This window comes from Marinobacter sp. UBA5687 (genome assembly GCF_002420325.1).
In the GTDB taxonomy this organism is placed as follows: Bacteria; Pseudomonadota; Gammaproteobacteria; order Pseudomonadales; family Oleiphilaceae; genus Marinobacter; species Marinobacter nauticus.
Genome location: NZ_DIHV01000124.1, coordinates 44435 through 65260, shown reverse-complemented (window position 1 = coordinate 65260; position 20826 = coordinate 44435). Strand labels below are relative to the sequence as shown.

Annotated in this window: 15 protein-coding genes; 10 read left to right on the top strand and 5 right to left on the bottom strand. The window is 57.6% G+C overall.

Features of this window, described 5'->3' with window-relative positions; translation table 11 throughout:
• Window positions 1-3 precede the first annotated feature (3 nt).
• The 3 genes from B3Y70_RS13535 to B3Y70_RS13525 form a co-directional block, all read right to left on the bottom strand.
• Window positions 4-1620: an acyl-CoA carboxylase subunit beta gene (locus B3Y70_RS13535; protein ID WP_014422172.1), complete on the bottom strand. Its 1617-nt coding sequence runs from the start codon at window positions 1618-1620 to the stop codon at window positions 4-6.
• A gap of 9 nt (window positions 1621-1629) precedes the next feature.
• Window positions 1630-2496, bottom strand: coding sequence for an SDR family oxidoreductase (locus tag B3Y70_RS13530; protein WP_272999321.1), 867 nt, complete (start codon window positions 2494-2496; stop codon window positions 1630-1632).
• A 224-nt stretch (window positions 2497-2720) separates the two neighbouring features.
• Complete coding sequence (locus B3Y70_RS13525) at window positions 2721-4517, bottom strand: acyclic terpene utilization AtuA family protein (protein ID WP_272999322.1); 1797 nt, start codon at window positions 4515-4517, stop codon at window positions 2721-2723.
• Window positions 4518-4649: 132 nt separating this feature from the next.
• On the opposite strand from B3Y70_RS13525, the gene B3Y70_RS13520 reads away from it, so the two are divergent.
• The 8 genes from B3Y70_RS13520 (at window position 4650) to B3Y70_RS13485 (ending at window position 16886) form a co-directional block, all read left to right on the top strand.
• Window positions 4650-5279: a TetR/AcrR family transcriptional regulator gene (locus B3Y70_RS13520; protein WP_183576517.1), complete on the top strand. Its 630-nt coding sequence runs from the start codon at window positions 4650-4652 to the stop codon at window positions 5277-5279.
• Between the two features lie 294 nt (window positions 5280-5573).
• Entirely contained in the window at window positions 5574-6638 is a 1065-nt protein-coding gene (locus B3Y70_RS13515) for a hypothetical protein (protein WP_199452358.1), read from the top strand.
• 63 nt (window positions 6639-6701) lie between these two features.
• Window positions 6702-7712, top strand: a complete 1011-nt coding sequence (locus tag B3Y70_RS13510; protein ID WP_022991428.1) for a putative solute-binding protein — start codon at window positions 6702-6704, stop codon at window positions 7710-7712.
• A gap of 15 nt (window positions 7713-7727) precedes the next feature.
• Window positions 7728-9779, top strand: a complete 2052-nt coding sequence (locus B3Y70_RS13505; RefSeq protein ID WP_114434156.1) for a TRAP transporter large permease subunit — start codon at window positions 7728-7730, stop codon at window positions 9777-9779.
• Between the two features lie 150 nt (window positions 9780-9929).
• The gene (locus tag B3Y70_RS13500; RefSeq protein WP_272999323.1) at window positions 9930-12539 is read left to right on the top strand and encodes a S8 family serine peptidase; all 2610 of its coding nucleotides are present in this window, start codon (window positions 9930-9932) and stop codon (window positions 12537-12539) included.
• On the top strand, window positions 12536-13033 hold the full coding sequence (locus B3Y70_RS13495) for a protease complex subunit PrcB family protein (RefSeq protein WP_273030410.1): 498 nt from the start codon (window positions 12536-12538) through the stop codon (window positions 13031-13033). The genes B3Y70_RS13500 and B3Y70_RS13495 overlap by 4 nt, the downstream gene beginning before the upstream one ends.
• Window positions 13034-13127: 94 nt before the next feature.
• Window positions 13128-15023: a DNA topoisomerase IV subunit B gene (gene parE, locus B3Y70_RS13490; protein WP_011786239.1), complete on the top strand. Its 1896-nt coding sequence runs from the start codon at window positions 13128-13130 to the stop codon at window positions 15021-15023.
• Between the two features lie 96 nt (window positions 15024-15119).
• On the top strand, window positions 15120-16886 hold the full coding sequence (locus B3Y70_RS13485) for an SLC13 family permease (protein WP_273030408.1): 1767 nt from the start codon (window positions 15120-15122) through the stop codon (window positions 16884-16886).
• On the opposite strand, the gene B3Y70_RS13480 is transcribed toward B3Y70_RS13485, so the two are convergent.
• Entirely contained in the window at window positions 16874-18157 is a 1284-nt protein-coding gene (locus tag B3Y70_RS13480; RefSeq protein ID WP_011786237.1) for an EAL domain-containing protein, read from the bottom strand. The genes B3Y70_RS13485 and B3Y70_RS13480 overlap by 13 nt on opposite strands.
• 580 nt (window positions 18158-18737) lie before the next feature.
• Here B3Y70_RS13480 and B3Y70_RS13475 point away from each other — a divergent pair.
• Both B3Y70_RS13475 and B3Y70_RS13470 read left to right on the top strand, forming a co-directional pair.
• Window positions 18738-19286 (top strand): cytochrome b, encoded by a 549-nt coding sequence (locus B3Y70_RS13475; protein ID WP_113879990.1) that lies wholly within the window; start codon window positions 18738-18740, stop codon window positions 19284-19286.
• 60 nt (window positions 19287-19346) lie between these two features.
• Entirely contained in the window at window positions 19347-19928 is a 582-nt protein-coding gene (locus B3Y70_RS13470; RefSeq protein ID WP_011786235.1) for a YceI family protein, read from the top strand.
• Window positions 19929-19961: 33 nt separating this feature from the next.
• Here B3Y70_RS13470 and B3Y70_RS13465 read toward each other — a convergent pair.
• Window positions 19962-20826: methyl-accepting chemotaxis protein (locus B3Y70_RS13465; RefSeq protein WP_288589946.1), on the bottom strand; the 865-nt coding region annotated here is incomplete at its 5' end.

Sequence of the window (20826 nt, the reverse complement as noted above, 5' to 3'; positions counted from 1 at the left end):
AAATCAGAAACGGGCGACGCCGTAAACGTTGGGTCGCAGTGGTCGTTGTTCGGCTTCACGGCAAACGGAAAGCACCATGGCCAGAACACGGCGGGTATCCCGAGGATCGATCAGGCCGTCGTCCCAGAGCCTGGCAGTTCCGTAAAGGGCGGTGGAGCCGTCTTCCAGCTTTTTGGCGGTGGCCTGTTCCAGGAACGACAGAGTCTTTTCGTCCGGCTCGATACCACTTTTGCGTTGTTTTTCTTCAGCCACGATGCGCATCACCTTCCCGGCCTGGGCGGGGCCCATGACGGCGGTGCGGCTGTTGGGCCAGGCGAAGATAAATCTCGGGTCCAGGCCCCGGCCGCACATGGCGTAGTTGCCGGCGCCGTAGGAACCGCCCACCACCACGGCGAGTTTTGGTACCCGGCAGTTGGCCACGGCCTGAATCATCTTCGACCCGTGTTTGATGATGCCGTTCTGTTCGGAGTGGGTACCGACCATAAATCCGGTGGTGTTATGCAGAAACAGGATAGGCGTGCCTGCCTGATCGCAAAGCTGGATAAACTGCGCCGCCTTGGCGGAGCCGGCAGGGGTGATCGGGCCGTTGTTGCCGATGATGCCTACGCTGTGACCTTGAATACGGATGGTGCCGCACACCGTCTGACTGTCGTAGTCGTTCTTGAAATCCAGGAACCGGGAGCCATCGGCGATGCGGGCCAGGATCTCTCGCACGTCATAGGGCTTCTTGGCGTCGGAAGGAATCACGCCCAGCAGCTCGTCCGCCGGATACAGCGGCTCATCCCACTGTGGTTCCTGGCGTAGCGGCAGGTTTTCGTTCCAGGGCAGGGCGCCCAGAATCTCCCGGGCCTGCCGGATGCCATCAGCATCGTCTTCCGCCAGGTATTCGGCGGTGCCGGCAACCGTGGCGTGCATTTCTGCTCCACCCAGCTCTTCATCGGTGGCGACCTCGCCGGTAGCCGCTTTTAGCAGAGGTGGGCCGGCCAGGAACATCTTGGCCTGTTCGCGCACGGTGATCACATAATCCGACAGACCGGGCTGATAGGCCCCGCCGGCAGTGGCGTTGCCATGGACGACGGTTACCTGTGGAATACCGGCTGCTGACATACGGGCCTGGTTCGCAAAGCCCCGGGCGCCCAGCACGAAGATATCGGTGGCGTAGTTCAGGTTGGCGCCGCCAGATTCTGACAGCGACACCACCGGCAGCTTGTTCTCCATGGCGATCTGCTGCAGGCGCAGGGTTTTGTCCAGACCGGCGGGAGTAATGGTTCCGCCCTTGATGGCACTGTTGCTTGCGACCACCAGGCAGCGTACTCCTGCTACTCTGCCGATGCCGGCAATAATCCCGCCTCCGGCCATGGAACCGTCTTTGTCATCATGCATCTTGTAACCGGCCAGGGAACACAGCTCCAGAAACTCACTGCCACGATCGAGCAAGCGATTGATGCGATCCCGCGGTAGCAGCTTGCCCCGCTTGGTAAACTTCTCCCGGGCCGATTCCGCCAGGTCCAGAACCTTCTGCTCCACATCCCGGAAAGTCGAGATATGCGCTTCCATGGCCTCGACATTGGCCCGGAACTCGTCGGACTGGGGGCTTATTGTTGTTTCCAGTACCTGCATGGCAAATCCTCAGTCGTCACTCAACACTTTCGGCGTTACCGCCCGATGAAAACCGTTATAGGGCTCGTTATTCGTCGCCTTCGGCATCGGCCACACACGCCCACCCTGGGACGCCGCGCCATCAATCCGCAGACAATCACCACTGATAAACGCCGCGCCCGGGCTAAGCAGGAAGCAGATCGCCGAACTCACCTCTGATTCTGTACCCATCCGCTTGATCGGCACCGCATCCGCCAGGCTGCGAATCCACGACTTCATGTGGGCCGGGTAGTTGTCCATCCCGCTGGACGCAATCCACCCCGGCGCCACCGCATTCACCCGAACCCCGGACGGTGCCCATTCGACCGCGGCTGTCTGGGTGAAATTCACCATACCGGCCCGGGCTGCGCCAGAGTGCCCCATGCCGGGCATGCCACCCCACATATCTGCCACGATATTTACAATCGCACCGCCGGACTTGCTCAAGGCCTGGGTATAGGCCTCCCTGGCCATCAGGAAACCGCCGGTCAGATTCGTGCGCACCACGGTTTCCCAACCCTTCTGGTTAATGCCCGTTAACGGAGACGCAAACTGCCCGCCGGCATTGTTCACCACCCCGTTCAGACCGCCGTGGGTCTCAATAATGGCCTTCACCGTGGTCTTGACCGACTCCTCCTCGCGAATATCGCAGGCATGGGCGCTGGCAATACCGCCGTCTTCCTCAATTTCGGCCTTAACCGCGTCTACCTTCTCCTGCTTACGACCCACCAGCGCAACCCGGGCACCGAGCGCCGCCAGTTCGTGAGCCGTGCAGCGGCCAATCCCCGAACCGCCACCGGTGACAATAAAAACCTGGCCTTCAAACAAGCCCGGGCGAAGAACAGACTGATAACTCATACAAAATTCCCTATTCCAATCCAAAGAATCCACGAAAAACGTTCGGGCGCTCCGCCGGGGTACAGCCTTCCGGGACTGTGCGCAGCAGGGAAGCTGCGCTCAAGCCTACACGGACGCATTTACGGCGTGTCCCGGAAGGCTGTACCCCGGTGGGGCGCTTGCACCCAAGCTCAGGGAAGTAATGCCCTGTCGGGGCTCTTGCCCCAGAACCGGGGTTAATACATTCATTGAGGAACCAGATTCGAAGGCACAGGCACCGGAAACTCCAGCAACTGCTGAGCAAACGCCTTACCCTGCGGATCAATCCGAAGCGACGCCACACCGCCGCCACCTAGACTGTGCTCCAGCAAGAAATTGAACGCATGCAACCCAGGCATAGACCAGCGAGTCACCTTGCCGGACTCAGGATTCAGCGTATGAGCCATCCACTCGGCCACCGCCTGTTCCGTTAACGCAGCCTCAATATAAGGAACATACTCTCGATCCCGCGCGATCACCCCGATATTGCTGTGATCGCCCTTATCCCCGGACCGCGCCCAAGCCAGCTTGAGCAGCGGCACTGTGGTATCCGTTGCCACCTCCATCCGGGACTCCGGCTCAGCCGCGAGATCGCCCGGATTGAAACCACCTTCGGTCGCTACCTCCACCTCAGACTTCTCACTTGCCAGATCCACCGAAACCGCCACCTCCGATTTCGGTACCAGACAGGAATACAAACGAATCTTCGGCCACACGGTTGGCCGACCGCCGACAATACCGGTGATGCCAGGCGCCATACCGGTAGCGGCCTGGGCAATTTCCCTGGAAAACAGCACCAGGGCTTCTTTCTTCGGATGGGCGGTGGCAATCTTCACCACCACTTCCCGGCATTGGTCGCCCGTGCCATGGGGGCCATAGGTAGTCTCGGTGCCCAGCAATTCGATACTGGTTTCGGAATAATCCGGCAGGCCGCGCTCGGCAAACATCGCTGACGTCCTGGCCAGAATAGCTTGCGCCACTCGTTGTGCTTTGGCGCGGGCATCAAGGCCGGCCAGCAGGAACGTCACCGTGCACTTGAATCCATCTGGCCAGGTGCCTGACACCTTGTAGCTGTCCGTCGGCGGCAGTCCCCTGGCACCGGACACCCGGACCTGGTCCTTGTCGATTTCCTCCAGTGTCACCTGAGTGAAATCGCAGGTTACATCTGGCAGCAGGTAAGCCCGTGGGTCGCCAATCTCATACACCAGCTGCTCGCCCACAGTGCCCCTGCTGACCATGCCGCCGGTGCCCTCGGGCTTGGTCATCACAAAATCGCCAGAGGCGCTGACCTCGGCGATGGGAAAGCCCATATTGGCGTAGCCATCAGCCACCTGTTCCCAGTCGGTGAAATTACCGCCGGTAGACTGGGCGCCGCATTCCAGCAAATGCCCGGCCAGGCTGCCCTGGGCCAGTTTGTCGTAGTCGTTCCAGCGCCAGCCGAATTCATGCACCAGCGGCGCCAGCACCAGCGCACTGTCTGCGACACGGCCGGTGATAATGATGTCGGCACCCTGTTCCAGGGCCGCCACCAGGCCGGGCGCACCCAGATAGGCGTTCAGGCTCACCATCATGGCGGGGAAGGGCTGACCGGTGGTCATTTCAGTAATGCCGGCATCGCCCAGCTTTTTCTTTTTCATCAACAGATCATCGCCGAGCACCAGCGCAATCTTCAGATCGACGCCGGCCTTTTCACACAGGGCCTGCAGAGCATCGCGGCAAGCCACCGGGTTTACTCCACCGGCATTGGCCAGAACCCGGATGCCTTTATCCTTTATCTCGCCGAGCAGAGGCGCCATCACCGTCTGCACAAAATCCCGGGCGTAGCCCTGAGTCGGGTCTTTCATCTTCTGGCCGGCCATGATCGACATGGTGATCTCGGCCAGGTAATCGGCGACCAGGTAATCAATATTGCCCTGGCGTACCAGTTGGGCAGCGGCGGTTTCGGTATCGCCCCAGAAAGCGGCGGAGCAACCGATACGGATGGTTTTGTTGGCGTCTGACATGTTCTTGGCCTTGTTCTGATACCCGCACTGGCGAGAGGTTATCCAACGATCGAAACGACAATACCAAGCAAGCGCTTGGTTTGTAAACAGGCAAATCTCGGGTAGAATAAAAAGTCCCAGCAAGACAACCGGATGGCCTTTGTGAACCAGAACCCAATCCTGCAATCCCTCATTGCCGAGCAACTTGTGTCTGATCCCTCCAGCGCCCGCGGGCGCCTGTTAAACGAAGCAGCAAGACTGTTCAGGGATAAAGGCTACGAGCGCACGACGGTGCGGGATCTGGCGGCGGCTGTGGGTATTCAGTCAGGGAGCTTGTTCCACCATTTCCGCACCAAAGAGGAAATTCTCAAGGCGGTGATGGTCGAGACCATTCGGCTGAATACCGCCTTGATGCAGGCCGCTGCCGACCAGGCGGATTCAGCGAGAGAAAAACTGCGGGCGCTGATAAGGGCGGAACTGGAGTCGATTAACGGCCAGACCGGAGAGGCCATGGCGGTGTTGGTGTATGAGTGGCGCAGTCTTTCGGAAAGCTCCCAGGCTGAAGTGCTGGAGTTGCGGGATATCTATGAAGACCTGTGGTTGTCTACGCTCCAACAGCTGTCGAAGGAACACCAGCTTGGAGCGGACCCTTTCATTACCCGAAGAATGTTGACCGGCGCCCTGAGCTGGACGGTCACCTGGTATCGCCCGGAACGGGGTGGTCTGACCCTCGATGGACTGACCGATCAGGTGATGGCGATGCTGGGTCTTGATCAATGTTAATGTGCACAAGTCACAAAGTGGCACGCTTGTTCCGAAATGCGCTACATATTTAACTCATTGTTATAAATCAATAAATAATAAAATAATTCGATTCATCCCGGGCCATTGGCCTGATCGGCATGTCGGTTTCGGCAATAAAGCCATTTCTGTCTGACAATATTCCTCGCATTCTTGCTCTCGTTCGAGCTCTGGCCAGAGGTATCCGGAGCTGGTTCACGGATTGACGAGAATTAAATGTGATAAGAATTTCTCGCACTCCCTTACATACAAAAACAATGTCAGACAGGTCGAATTATGATCTCCTCAATGGTCTCTCAAGCGCGTCGGTTCTCGGCTCGTGTTCGCCAGGCAATGCTGGGAAGTTCGGTACTGCTGCTGGCCGGATGTTCTGCCAACCCTATCTACACCACCACCGGCATCGTGTTGTCGAACTACTCGGAGTCCGAGGCAACCCCCTACGTTATGCAGATGTCCGATCCGGGCATGGCCTGTGCGCTGGGTGAGGGCACGGATCCACTGGTTTACTCGTTTTCGAGAGTCACTGATGCACCGGACTCAACCGGTTCCCTGCTCATGCTGCTGGCGGCGAATTGCATGGAATACCGGGCCTGGGAGGCTGAACTGGCTTATCTGCGGGCGGAATACCGTGGCGATGTTCCCGCCGCCAAAGATGCCCGGGAAGTCTCCAAAAGACTCTACGCGCGCACCGCTGAGCGCCGCTACGAAGCCTTCAAGCGTGCCATGGCCGCCTACGATTTTGACCCGGCAGCCGAACCTCTGGAATGCCCGTTCCTTTTCAGTGATCAGGACGAACTCACGTTCCTGCTCGGGCTGCTAACGGGGATGCAGGGCATTGTGAACGACTCCAACTCCGGCGCCCTGGCGGGTGTGCCTCGCAACATTGCGCCCCAGGCCGAGCGTGCCGCCCAGTGCGTGGATAATGAAAAATGGGGCGGTTTGCCCAACGCCGTTCGCGCCCTCGTCTGGTTACTGTTGCCTGACACCCGACCGGACCTGTCTCCAGACCCCTGGCAGGTGATGGAAAACAGCGCAGAGCTGAGTGTTGAGTCCGGTATCCGTGCCTCTTACGCCGTTCAGGTAGTCGCTGCGGAAACCTTTGGGCGACCGCAGGTGCTGGCACAGGCCATTTCGGAATTCGCAGAGGCTGAAGAGCGCATCGAGGTTTGGGAAGAATATCGGCTTGTGGACGAAGTGGCCCGCAGGATTGTCCAGTTCGCATCGGACAAACACTGGAGCGCCAACTACGGCCACCGCACACCACGGACCTTCTTCGGCAAGATGAGTCCGGAGCGCAATACCGAGAACGTTGAAACCATGGATCTGGAAGGCCTGCTCTGAGGCTGGCCTTTCAGTTATCTATGACTTAAAGATCAAAAACACAAGAATGACCCGGAGGTCGTCATGATTCGCAAATCCCTTGCAGCCTTGTCTCTTGCCATTGTCGCACCACTGGCATCTGCCCAGTCGGTTTCCATGTGTGTGTTTGATGTCATCGGCGCTAACGGCGACGTCTACAACATGGTCAAGGACTACGCTCTGGAAATGAAAGCCCATGGGGTCGATTTCCAACTCAAGCCCTACACTGATGAAGGCGTGGCCATTGGCGACTTCAACGCGGGCCAGTGCGATGCCGTCGCCGCGACCGACATCCGTATTCGCCCATTCAATCGTTTTACCGGAAGCATCAGTGCCGTCGGTGCCCTGCCAAGTTACGACGACCTGAAAACCCTGCTGGCCACCCTGGCACAGCCCAAGGCAGCGTCCCTCATGAAGGACGGTGGCTATGAGGTACTGGGCATTGTACCGGCGGGTGCCGGTTATCTGTTTGTGAATGATCGCAGCATTGATACAGCGGGCGAACTGGCCGGAAAGCGTATTGCCACCCTGGACTACCAGAAAGACGCCATTCACATGGTGAACTATGTAAAAGCGACGGTGGTTCCCTCTGATATCACCAACTTTGCTGGCAAGTTCAACAATGGGTCGGTCGATACTGCCTATGCGCCTGCGTTCGCCTACCAGGCTCTGGAGCTGTACAAAGGGATCGGCGACAAGGGTGGCATTGTCGACTACCCGCTTGCCCAGCTGACCATTCAGATCATTGCCCGTGATGGCGTGATCGAAGACGACACGGCCCAGAAGGCCCGGGAAGTTGCCTGGGGCATGTACCCACAGGCAATGAATCTGATTAAAAGCCAGGAAAACGGGATTCCTGACGAGCAGTGGATACGGATCCCGGAAAAGGACATCGTTGGTTACCAGGAGATGTTCCGCCAGAACCGTCTGGAAATGCGCGATGGGGTTGACGGAGCTCCCAACGTTTATCACCCGAAAATGCTGAGCCTGCTCAGCAAGATCCGATGTGCCAGCAATCCCGGCGCCTCCGAGTGTACAGCGGAAAACCGGGAATAAGCGGAGAGCCTGACCATGAACTGGCGCGCAATGACTGCAACCGGCGTAAGAACGTTGTATCCCATGCACAGACTGCATGGGATGATTCTGCTGCTGTTGCTTCTGGCCACCCTGCTGCTGGGGATGGGCAACTCGCTCCACTCCCGGTTGCTATGGGTCGGCGAGCAGGTATGGCCTAACTATTACCTGCTCAATCCGGATGCAACAGAGCCTACCTGCAACCTTTTCATGGACATTGATAAAGAGGTAGAGCGACGGGTCCAGGCCTATAAGCCAGACCCGGACGACCTGTTCAGTTCGCCGCCGGATCCCCAGGCTATCCGGCAGTCCCTGCAGAGTAACCTGGCGCTGTGTGAGCAGCGCCACCTGCAGTTTGCCGAAAACCAGAAACACGCCACCTGGGCGCTCGGTGTCTACAAGGCTGTAGAGCAGGGTTTGGCCGACTTCCTGCTCGATAACATAGACCTGACTAAGTTCCTGTTTATCGGCATGTTTGCTCTGGCTGCCGCCATTGCCGCAATGGATGCCGACCACATTGCTTTGCGTCTGCCCCGCAATCGGGCGGAGTGGCGTTTAAGCCAGGGCGTGCAGTTCGTCATCAACGGCCTGATGGTGCTGTCATTGAACGCTTACATGGGCCGGCTGGCTCAGTCTCCGGGGTCTGAGGCGAACATTGTCCTGCAGTACGCCTGGGCAGGCGTGTTCGGGCTGTTCATGATCATCAATGCTTTTCGCTTCGTCTATGTGCCGGAGCGAATGAGGGCGGGCAGTCTGGCGCTGGCTTCCGGCCTTGTGGTGCCGCTGTATTGCACCATGGGCTTCATTGCCATGAGCTATTTTTTCTTTGTGGATGGCTACTCCTCCGGGCTGGCAATCTACTTCGGCATGATGTCGAACCTGTCCTCCATGTTCATCAACATCGGACTGTACGTGCTGGTGGGCATGATGCTCAAACAGACCCGGGTTCCAGAGCTGTTGCTGAACTTGGTGAAGCCCTTCAATCTGCCTGCACCCTTGCTGGCTTCGGTAATCATCTTTGCCACTGCCTTCCCGACAGCATTTACCGGAGCCTCCGGCATTTTCATTCTGGCCGTGGGCGGGGTTGTCTACGACGAGCTTCGGCGGGCCGGGGCAGGGCGTCAATTGTCACTGGCCACGACCGCCATGTCGGGCAGCCTTGGGGTGGTGCTCAATCCCTGCCTGCTGATTGTGGTGGTTGCCGCACTGAACAAGGAAGTGACCACCACCGAAATGTATGGATGGGGGTTCTGGGTGTTCATCATGTCGGCCACCCTGTTCTCCTTTGTGGTGTGTAAGACCGAAGGCAACTGGAGACCAAGGCCGGCCCCGGGTGCATTCCGCGCGGCCGTCATGGAGCTGCGACCGTTGTTGCCTTATGCACTGACGGCAACGGCAGTGATCCTGGCCATCTGGGCGATCCTGGGGCTTCAATTCAACGAGTACAGTGCGCCTTTGATTTTGCCGCTGGTAATGCTGGCGCTGGTTGCCCTGGACGCCGGCCGGAATAGCCGTGACGAAGGCCAGAGCCGTACCAGTGCGTTTTTCTCCCGAAGCACAGCGGCTGCCAGCGATTCGGCTGTGCACATTGGCGCACTACTGGCGCTGATTGGTTTCTCGATTTGCCTGGGCGGTATTCTTGAGCGTTCTGATATTGTTCATGCCCTGTTCCCGGAGGATCTGACCAGCCCCTGGATTGCCATGCTGGTAATCGTGGTCATGCTGACGGTGATCGGGATGGTGATGGATCCGTTCGGTGCCGTCATACTGGTTTCCGCCACTATTGCCCAACCGGCCCTACAGATTGGCATTGATCCACTGCATTTCTGGATCGTCTGCCTGGTGGCATTTGAACTTGGCTATCTCAGCCCGCCGGTTGCCCTGAATCACCTGCTGACCCGGCAGGTGGTGGGTGAAACCGAAGTGCTGGCAGCGGAACGTACCGGCACCTTCTGGCACCGCTATGAGAGATTGTTGCTGCCGCTGGTTGTGATGATTCCCACGCTTCTGCTGGTGGCCTTTGTGCCCATGCTTTTCTACGCTTTGTAAGGCCAGGAGAAGCGAAGTACTATGAAAGAACCCGCGATGCCAAGGCCCGCGGGTTTTTTCATGGGGCCCGTGAAGGTCTGACACAGGTCGATCAGGGATGTCTGGCCGTATACTCTGTGAACAGTTTCAACAAAGAATAAGAGAGACGCCGTGAGATTGTCGATTCTTGCTTTTGTTGTGGTGCCAGGGATGGCATTGCTCACCGGTTGTGGCGGTGGTTCGGGCGGTTCCGATGCCGTTGCACCGATAGCGCCGCCCAGTCCGCTTTCCGGGGTTATCAGTATTGAAGCCAACAGCCGGGTTGATCAGGACACGATGGACCAGTTGGGGCTGGATGGGGCGAGACCTGCGACCGTTTCACTGGGACTGCCGGACAACTTTGTGCTGGCCGGTTACCTGGCAGGCAGTGGTGGGAGCTATCCGACGCTCACGGATCAAGGCGTTATTTTTAGCTACGAGAGCGATGCTGAGGACCTCTACAACGTGCCTATGGCAAAAGGCCAGGCGATTGTACTCGAGGCTTTTGGTAGTCGGGCAGGTAATCCGGCACTAAGGATTGAACTGACGGATAACGGAAGAATAGTCGATAGCGCGGAGACTGGAAGTGCCGGGTCTCGTGTTGTTGTCGAGTTGGGGGATGAAGCGGAAGGGGAATACAGCCTGACAGTGCGTACTCTCGGTAGTGGGCCTGCCCGTTACGTTATATCCAAGAACTCCGTCGGAACCGCAACACAACTGAATTTTGATTGGCCTGACTATGACTTTGTTCAGGGCGAGGCGTTGGTCTCCATGGCGGAGGGAAAGACCAGTAGTTTCGCCGTAAATGCTGGAGTCTCAGGGCGGCATTTGGGCGGTGCGGACTGGCTGGTATCAATGCCTGTAGTGGCGACTTCATCAGCGGCAAATAGTGGGATTGCTGGCCAACAGATCACGCTTGAATGGATCAGAGAGCTGAGAAAGCGGCCGGAATACAAGTCGGTGGTTCCTAATTATTTCTTTCGCACCCAGGCTACGCCGATTGATGAACCAGATTATTCCCTGAACTGGCACTACGACCTCGTTAATGCGCCGATCGCCTGGCAGATCGGTAACGCTGGCTTGACGCCCGTTCACGTTGCTGTGTTGGATAGCGGCCTTCTGCAAGACAGTGAAGGTCATTGGCATCCGGATCTTCAGCAGAATGTCGCCCCGGAAGGTCGAGATTTTATCGATGGTGGTGAGCCGGTTGATCCCGGAAGTAGCGTTGGCGGAGATGTTTATCATGGCACCCACGTAGCAGGCACTATCGGGGCCGCCCTCAACAATGAGGGGATTGGCGGAATTGCTTTTGAAAGCAAGATTGTTCCGGTGCGTGTGCTTGGTGAGGGTGGCGTTGGTACGTCGGATCAGCTCATAGCCGGGATTCGCTGGGTAACAGGTGAAACCAGCGGTGGATCGCCAAAAGCTCAGGTCGTTAATATGAGTCTGGGTGGGCTGCCCCAGATCGAAGCGCTGGAAAGCGCGCTGCGATATGGAGTGAGTGAAGGTCTGCTATTTGTGGCAGCCGCCGGAAATTCGGCTACGTCAGTACCGTCGTATCCGGCGGCATCCAGTCATGTGCTTTCAGTCAGTGCCGTTGACGCTGGAGGCCGCCCCGCCTCTTATTCCAATTTCGGTAGCTGGATTGACCTTGCGGCTCCTGGGGGCGATGCGAGCCGGGATGGCAATCTTGATGGCCTGGCCGACGTGGTCTGGTCGACCAGCGGAGAGCGTCGTGGAAGTGTTTCTGTGCCGGGTTATCGTGGGCTGCAGGGCACCTCCATGGCATCGCCGCATGTAGCTGGTGTTTTGGCCTTGATGAAGTCGGAAATGCCGAACCTGAACACAGTAACCGTTAGGGGGTGGTTAGAATCGGGACTGCTAACACAGCCTCAGGATGGCAGAACTGATCGCCTGGGGTGGGGGATTATCGATGCAGGCAAAGCTGTGGCCAAGGCTATCGACGGTGAACCTGTCACTGTCCTTTCTGCTTCACCCGCCGTGGTTAGCCTTAGCAATGAAGGTATATCAACACAGTTGGTTGAGATTCAGAAATTCGGAGACGCCTCGGTTTCCGCCGAAATGGTCGCGAGTCAGCCGGAATGGCTGGGCGCTGAACTATCCGGGAGTGCAGAAAGTGGTGATCTGGAATTAATGCTGACACTCAAACCAGATCTCCTGGACCCCGATGAGCCAGCCAGAGGGGTCGTTGATATTGCATACGAGGTCGATCTATCCCCGAACACATTGAGCATCCCCGTCATCGGGCAGCTGCTCAGCGATGAGCGTGCTCGAGATGCCGGGCGACATTTCGTCTTGCTTGTAAGCAAAGAGCCGACTGATGGCGGCTTTTATCTTGCGCAGTCTCAGGTCGTTGCAGATGTCGAGAACGGTCAGTATCGCTTCAGGTTTGAGCCGGACGATGGAGAAGAACCGAGACGGCTTTCTGAAGTTACCCCTGGTGAGTACTTTCTGGTTGCTGGAACAGATCTAGATGGAGATGGATTGATTTGTCAGGCGGGTGAAGCCTGTGCGGAGTATCCTGTTTCAGGCTTGCGAGAAGTGATCACCATAGAAGACGGCCAAAGCCTGTCTGATATCCGCATGACCACCAGTTTCTCACGTCCAACCATTTCTACCTCCAACCCTGATATCCTTCCCAGGCCCGGGTTTAAAGGTTACAGATTACTGCAGCCTGACCAGGCGCCTTCGACCAACGACGGAGTAAAAGCAGTTCAATGAAAAGGACTCTGGTTCGACCATTTATCACCTCCGCTGCGATGCTGCTTCTGGCGGCGTGTAGCGCCACGGGCGGACCCAGCGCGGGTGAGGGCGTAATGGTGCGGCAGATTACCCAGTCTGCGTATTGCGGCCTGACCGGGCCGGGGGTGGCGTTTGTGCGTTCGGAGGCAGATCGCGAAGCGCTCCTGGATGTCAGCGGCCAGAATATGGCCACGGATGTGGTGCGCAAGGTTGATCTGAGCCGGGAGGCACTGGTGATGGTCACGCTCGGCCAGAAACCAACCGCCGGTTACAGCGTCGGGCTCCAGTCTGCGCTGGCGCAAGGCGAGAGTCTGGTGCTCGACATGCATGTGAATGAACCGGCGCCGGACATGATGGTGGCCCAGGTGGTCACCTCGCCCTGTGCGGTACTTGCGGTTGAGCCTCGCGGCTGGCAGCAGATTCGTGTGCAGGGCCTGACTGAGCAGCCACTGGTTCGGACGCTTGAAAACTGAAACCACTTGGCGCCGCCACAAAACAACCGTTGATCTTTCAGCCTGAATCCCTAAGCTATGGCGCAACGATCATTTGCGGAGCCGTGCCATTCCTATGAGCGAGCAACAGTACAACGCCGATGCCATTGAAGTCCTGAGCGGTCTTGATCCGGTGCGCAAGCGCCCGGGGATGTATACCGACACGTCGCGGCCCAACCACCTGGCCCAGGAAGTCATTGATAACAGCGTTGACGAGGCCCTCGCCGGCCACGCCCGGCGGATTGATGTGGTGCTGCACAGCGACAATTCCCTGAGTGTGGAGGACGACGGTCGGGGCATGCCGGTCGATCTGCACAAGGAAGAAGGACTGCCCGGGGTGGAGCTTATCCTTTCCCGGTTGCACGCCGGTGGTAAATTCTCCCAGGGCAACTACAACTTCTCCGGTGGTCTGCACGGTGTGGGTGTTTCCGTGGTCAATGCCCTGTCCACGCATCTGGAAGTGACCATCAAGCGGGATGGTCAGGTGCATCGGATGACGTTCGCCAACGGTGACAAAGCCTCCGAGCTGGAAGTGGTTGATACCGTAGGCAAGCGCAACACCGGTACCCGCCTGAAGTTCACGCCGGACCCCAAATATTTTGACAGTCCCAATTTTTCGGTCAGCCGCTTGCGCCACAACCTTCGTGCCAAGGCGGTTCTTTGCCCGGGACTGACGGTGACCTTTCTGCAGGAGAAGACCGGCGAGAAAGACGAGTGGTTCTACGAGGACGGTCTTCGGGATTACCTGAGAACGGCTCTGGCCGATATTGAAGCGGTGCCGCTGGAACCCTTCACCGGCAGTTTCTCCGGCAACAAGGAAGCCGTGGACTGGGCTATCCAGTGGCTGCCGGAGGGCGGTGATGCGGTGCTGGAAAGTTATGTCAATCTGATTCCCACTGCCCAGGGTGGTACCCACGTCAATGGTCTGCGCACCGGCCTGCTGGAAGCCATGCGGGAGTTTTGTGAATTCAGAAACCTGCTGCCCCGGGGGGTAAAGTTGTCGCCCGAGGATATCTGGGAACGGGTGGCCTATGTACTGTCGTTCAAGATGCAGGAGCCCCAGTTTTCCGGCCAGACCAAGGAGAGGCTGTCTTCAAGGGAAGCCGCTGCCTTCGTCTCCGGGGTTGTGAAAGATGCTTTCAGTCTGTGGCTGAACCAGCACACCGACATTGCCGAAGCCCTGGCGGAACTGTTTATCAGTAATGCCCAGCGCCGGTTGAGGGCGAGCAAAAAGGTGGCCAGAAAGAAGGTGACCTCTGGCCCGGCGTTGCCCGGCAAGCTGGCGGACTGTTCCGGCGGTGACACCGCGAGATCGGAGTTGTTCCTGGTGGAAGGTGATTCCGCCGGAGGTTCCGCCAAGCAGGCCAGGGATCGGGAATTCCAGGCGGTCATGCCGTTGCGGGGTAAAATTCTGAATACCTGGGAAGTGGACTCGGGTGAAATCCTGGCGTCCCAGGAAGTACACGATATTGCCGTTGCTATTGGTGTGGATCCTGGCTCTGACGACCTTGCCGGCCTGCGCTATAACAAGATCTGCATCCTGGCCGATGCGGATTCGGACGGCCTGCACATCGCCACGCTGCTGTGCGCTTTGTTTGTGAAACACTTCCGGCCGCTGGTGGCGGCCGGGCACGTGTTCGTGGCGATGCCCCCTCTGTACCGCGTGGATCTCGGCAAGGAAACCTTCTATGCCCTCGACGAACACGAGAAACAGGGCATCATCGACCGCCTGGCGGCTGAAAATCGCAAAGGCAAGATTCAGGTAACGCGCTTCAAGGGACTGGGCGAGATGAACCCGTTACAGTTGAGAGAAACCACCATGGCACCGGACACCCGCCGCCTGGTCATGCTCACTCTGGAAGAAGGGGATGACACCGACGAGCGGATGGACATGCTGCTGGGCAAGAAGCGTGCTTCCGATCGCCGGGCCTGGCTGGAAGCTTACGGAAACATGGCCGACGTGGCGGTTTGATATTCCATAGAATGCTATAAAAATCGATAGTTATTCTTTCTCAGAATTGCTCTGCCTCGCTATCCTGCCAGCTTTCAAACCGGAAAAGACCGAGTTATGGACTGGCAAGGATGGTTTTCCCTGGGGTTGGCGCTCACCGCCCTGTTATTGATGAGTTCGGGCCGTTTTGCGCCGCATCTGGTGATGATGGCGGTGCTGGTGGTGCTCAGTGCCGGTGGCATTATCTCCGCCGACCAGGCACTGGCCGGGTTCAGTAACAGCGGTCTGATCACCGTGGTGGCCATGTTTGTGGTGGCCGCCGGTATTCATCATTCCGGCGGTGTAGATCTGCTGGTCAACCACCTGCTTCGCAACCCGAAATCGGTCCGTTCCGCGCAGGCCCGCATTGCCCTTCCGGTTTCCCTGCTGAGTGGCTTCCTCAACAATACGCCGGTGGTTGCCACCATGATTCCCGCCGTCCATGCCTGGTCCCGGAAGATCGGTATTTCACCCTCCAAGTTGATGATTCCGCTGAGCTACTCCGCCATTCTGGGCGGCACGCTGACACTGATTGGCACCAGCACCAATCTGGTTGTTAATGGCCAGTATCAGCAACTGACCGGTGAGGCCGGGTTCTCGATCTTCTCCATTACAGCGGTTGGTTTACCAGTGGCCATTATCGGGCTGGCGGTCATGCTTCTGGTCATGCCGCGGGTGCTGCCAGACCGTAAGGACCAGCAGAAGTTTGGTTCCATGAGGGAGTTTACCCTGGAAGTGGCGGTGTCCTTTGAAGGCCCGCTGGTGGGCAAAACGGTGGGTGAGGCCGGTTTGCGGGAACTGGAGCGATTGTACCTGGTGGAAATCGAACGGGACGGCAGTGTGGTCACGGCCGTGCCTTCGGAAGAACGGCTGCGTGGCGGTGATCGGCTGGTGTTTGCCGGTGATACCCAGGCGATTTCAGACCTGTTGCGCATCAACGGCATCGTGCCGTCGGTGCACGACGATGAGCCCAGCCTCAGTCAGGATCGTGCCGAGCGGCGGTTGGTGGAAGCCGCCTTGTCTCCGCAATCGGATGTGCTGGGCCTGACCATCCGGGACGCAAGGTTCCGGGACCGATACGGCGCCGTGGTGCTGGCGGTGGCCCGGGGTGGCGAGCGGGTGTCGGGCAACCTCGGCAACATCCGCCTCAAGCCTGGCGATGTCCTGCTGCTGGAGGCGCGTCCGGCCTTCGTCAGCCGTCAGCGCTACAACAAGGATTTTCTGCTCATCAACGACCTGGAAACGGAAACGCCGCGCCATGACCGGGCCTGGCTTTCCTGGGCGATCCTGCTGGTACTGGTGGGTCTGGCGGCCTGCGGTGTAATGAGTATGCTCAACGCCGCCTTGCTGGGGGCCTCTTTGATGATTCTCTCCGGCTGCTGCTCGGTGGGTCAGGCCCAGAAGTCGGTGGATGTGTCGGTGATTCTTACCATCGCCGCCTCCTTTGCGCTGGGGGCGGCCTTGGAAGAAACTGGGGCAGCTGCGTTTATGGCCGAGGGTATTCTGGCGTTCAGTGCGGGGCAGGTGCTGCTCACGCTGTTTCTGGTTTACTGCGCGGTGTCGTTTCTGACGGAAGTGATCACCAACAACGCCGCTGCCGTACTGGTGATTCCGGTTGTGCTGTCGATGACCGGCAGCATGGGGGTGCCCGCAGAACCCTTTGTTATTGCAGTGATGATGGCAGCCTCCGCCAGCTTCGCTACGCCATTGGGGTATCAGACCAACATGATGGTGTTTGGTCCCGGTGGCTACCGGTTTTCAGATTTCGTGAAAGTGGGGTTGCCCATGAATGTGCTGGTGGGGTTGGTAACGGTTGCGGTGATTGCCGTGGTTTACGGGTTGTGATCCGCGTTGGCAAGAATATCGCAGCAGAGTACCCGCAGTTTGCCGTCCTGACGGAAGGCCAGTGACAGGGTCACGCACATGTAGGCGCCAGTGACGCACAGGTAGGGAGTGGTCACATGAATGTTCTCTGGCTGGGCCAGCGCCTGGCGGAGATACTGCTGGCGAAACCAGTCTGCACTGCTGGTGTTTTCCAGTGGTCGGAATCTTGGGTCCTGCTTTTTAACGGCGGACTCCGAAACCAGAGTGTCTTCCAGCTGAACGCCCTGGTCGTCCACCAGGTAGCAGCGGGAAACCGTGTGGTGGCTGAGCAGTTCAAAACAGGCCTGGTCCATGGACAGGCCCTTCTGCAGGCGCTCGATCACCCGCCGGAAAGGCCCACTGAAATGGTTGACGACCAGTTGGGTTGGATCGTGGCTAATCTGCTTGCTGCTTTTGTACTCTTCGAGCAAATCCTCGAAATTCATTGTGCTCTGGGGCAGTTCGTCCAGCTCCAGGCAGGGCCGACGAAAGTAGAAGCCCTGTACAAAATCGACACCGGCATCAATGGCAATCATGGCCTGATCCCGGGTTTCCACTCCTTCCAGCAACACCAGGCAGCCAGATTGATGCAGCAGGGATACCATGCCGTTCAGTATCTGCCTGGCGCGGCGATCTTCGGTTGCCCGGGTCAGCAGGGTACGGTCCAGCTTGACGATGTCCGGTGACAGATTCCAGATGCGCTCGAAATTGGAGTGCCCGGCACCAAAATCGTCAATGGCGGTCAGACACCCCAGTTTGCGGTAGTAGGCAACGGTATCCCGTAGCCGTTCAGCATCGTCGGTTGGCTGTTCAACGATTTCCATTACGATTCGATGTGGCGGCAGCCCGGTTTTCTCAAGCAATTGTCCAAAAAAGGAATCGGATTGAGAGCCGGAGGTGACCACCCTCGGGGAGACGTTCAGGAACAGCCAGTTGACCTGATCCTTGATCTCGCTGTAGTTGCGAATGTGCAAGTACCGGCAGAGTCTGTCCAGCAACAGATTTTCGGCTTCGGATGCGGGCAGCTCGAACAGGTGCAAAGGCAGAACAGCTGAATTGTCGTTATCGAAGGCCCGGATCAGGGCTTCATAACCGACGGTACGTTTGTGGGAAATGCTGTAAATCGGCTGAAGGGCGGTGCGCAGTTTGAGCCCGCGAAAATCCGCTGTCCACACCTGACCCTGCTGATTAAGCATGGGGGAAAGCAGGTCTACTTCCGGCGCGGGTAGCGAATCGGGAAGATTGTGGGACATAGGCAGGTCTGTACCCTTCAACGAATACATTGGCGCAGTACTGAAGTACACGCCAATCTGTTAGCCACTGTGCCTGTGTCCCTGGCACGGACGCCTGAAATTCAGGCGTTACCTCATCAATTCGTCGAAGGTTGCCAAAAAACAAGAACCATTACCACTACTTAATGCATAAAAGACGAAACAGTTTGTATCTTTCAGGCATTAAAACGGTGGTAAAGAAAACCCGGCAGTAGCCGGGTCTGTATCAAATCAGTTGTTGCTGGGTACTACCACAGACTCGTCAAATTCAAGTTCCATGTCGTTTCCTCTCGGTCACTGAGGCCCCGGACGGGGCGGATTAAAAGTATGGTTAAAGTTTATCGCTGTCATAATTTTCAACAATCCGTAAAACCGCATACGACCAAAGTGGTTGCTGTCAAGTGTTTGCGGATCGTGGATGCTATGGTCAGAAAATCTGATGCAGGCCAGCAAAACATTTTGATTTTGGTCAGCTCTCTGTCCTTCTAGACTATGCTGATCTTATCTGGAGGACGTGGAAAAGCCGTTTGGGTCCACATCAGCAACGGAGGCGATTGTTTTTATGCAGGCAAAGAATTCAGAAGACGCATACGGGTGGGTGGCAATCCTGCTGCATTGGCTGGTGGCCGTCACCATTATCGGCCTGTTTGCCCTGGGCTTCTGGATGGTCGATCTCTCTTATTATGATCCCTGGTACCGACAGGGGCCGGACATCCACCGCAGCGTGGGTATTCTCCTGTTCATGGCGATGGTGCTCAGACTGGTCTGGCGGCTGTTAAGCCCGCTGCCCAGGCCTTTGCCCAATCACCAGCGCTGGGAGGTGGTTTCTGCTCACCTGGCGCATGTGGCGCTGTATCTGTTGATCTTTGTCGCCATGATCAGTGGCTATCTGATTTCAACGGCTGACGGCTCTGCGATCCATGTGTTCGGCTGGTTTCAGGTGCCATCGGTGACAGGCCAGGTGAAAGGCCTCGAAGATACGGCGGGAGCCATCCATTACTGGAGCACCTGGGCGATTGTCGTCCTGGCCGGCGTTCATGCGCTGGGGGCGTTGAAGCATCACTTGATCGACCGGGACAGTACGCTTCGCAGAATGCTTGGGTTGGCCTGACAGTTCCGGGACAGCTAACTCTCTTAACGCAACGCAAAACAGACTCAAAAGGAGTGAATAATGAAGAAGATTCTTCTGGCTTCAGCCATTTCAGCCGCGATGGTTGCCTCTGTGCAGGCAAACGAGCACAGCGGTACTTACGCCTTCGATACCCAGGGCACGCACCAGTTCGTAACCTTCAAGATTTCCCATCTGGGCTACAGCTGGCTGTACGGTCGATTCAACGATTTTGATGGTGAGTTCACCTACGATGCGGACAACCCCGAAAACAGCTCTGTATCAGTAACGATCGATACCTCCAGCGTTGACAGCAACCATGCCGAGCGCGACAAGCATTTGCGCAGCGAAGACTTCCTGTATGTGAGTGAGTTCCCGGAAGCCACGTTCAAAAGCAAGCGCGTAGTGGTTGACGAGGCCGGTGAGGCGGACATCATTGGTGATCTGACTCTGCGTGGCGTTACCCGGGAAATCACCCTGGATGCTGAGCTGGTTGGCCACGGTGAAGACCCCTGGGGAGGCTATCGCATGGGTTTTGAGGCTGAAACCGAGTTGCGCCTGAAGGATTTTGGCATTCCCATGGATCTTGGCAAAGCCTCCGAAACCGTGGAAATCGAAATCTCGGTAGAAGGCATTCGCCAGTAATCGGATCCTTCCGGCGATGACGCGGCGGTCCGGTTAAACCCGGAACCGCCCTGTCTGTTGTTCCAGCTCCCTGACATAGCTCTCCAGCGATTTGGCAATGCCATCGATGGCTTTGGACCGATCGGCACTGGCCGCAGCCAGATCATTGATATCAGTAATGCTCCGGTTAATTTCATCTACCACCTGGGTCTGCTCTTCGGTGGCGGACGCCACACTGGTGTTGACGTCGGTGATACTGGAGATAGCTTCCAGAATGGCCTGGAGTTCCTGTTCCGCTTCCGTTGCCAGCCGTTCGGTTTCGGTGGCCTCCTTGCTGCCGGTCTCCATTACGCTCACGACGTCCGAAACACCGGTCTGCAGCGCGGTTATCATGGTCTGAATATCTTCTGTCGACTGGCCGGTGCGTTGCGCCAGAGTGCGGACCTCATCCGCCACCACGGCGAAGCCGCGGCCTTGCTCACCGGCCCTGGCAGCCTCAATGGCGGCGTTCAGAGCCAGCAGGTTGGTCTGCTCGGCAATGCCGCGAATGACATCCAGCACCGAAGTAATGTTGTCGGAATCCGCAGAAAGTTTGCGGATAACCTCAACCGCTTTGGAAATCTGTGCGGCCAGGCGGTGCACCTGTTTCGACGAGTTGCGGATGATCTGGGCGCTGTTGTTTCCCTTGGTTTCCGCTTCGCGAGTGATCTCTGCGGCGCGGGAGGCGTTCCCGGCTACTTCTTCAATCGCACTCTGCATTTCGTTGATAGCGGTGGCCACCATGGAAATGGAGTCGGTCTGGCGGGTCACACCATCGTTGTTGTCCCGGGCGGCAGTGGCCAGTTCGGTCGCACCCGCACCGAGATCGCGACTCAGATTCTGAATGGACCCGATCATGCCCTGCAGGTTTTCCAGTACC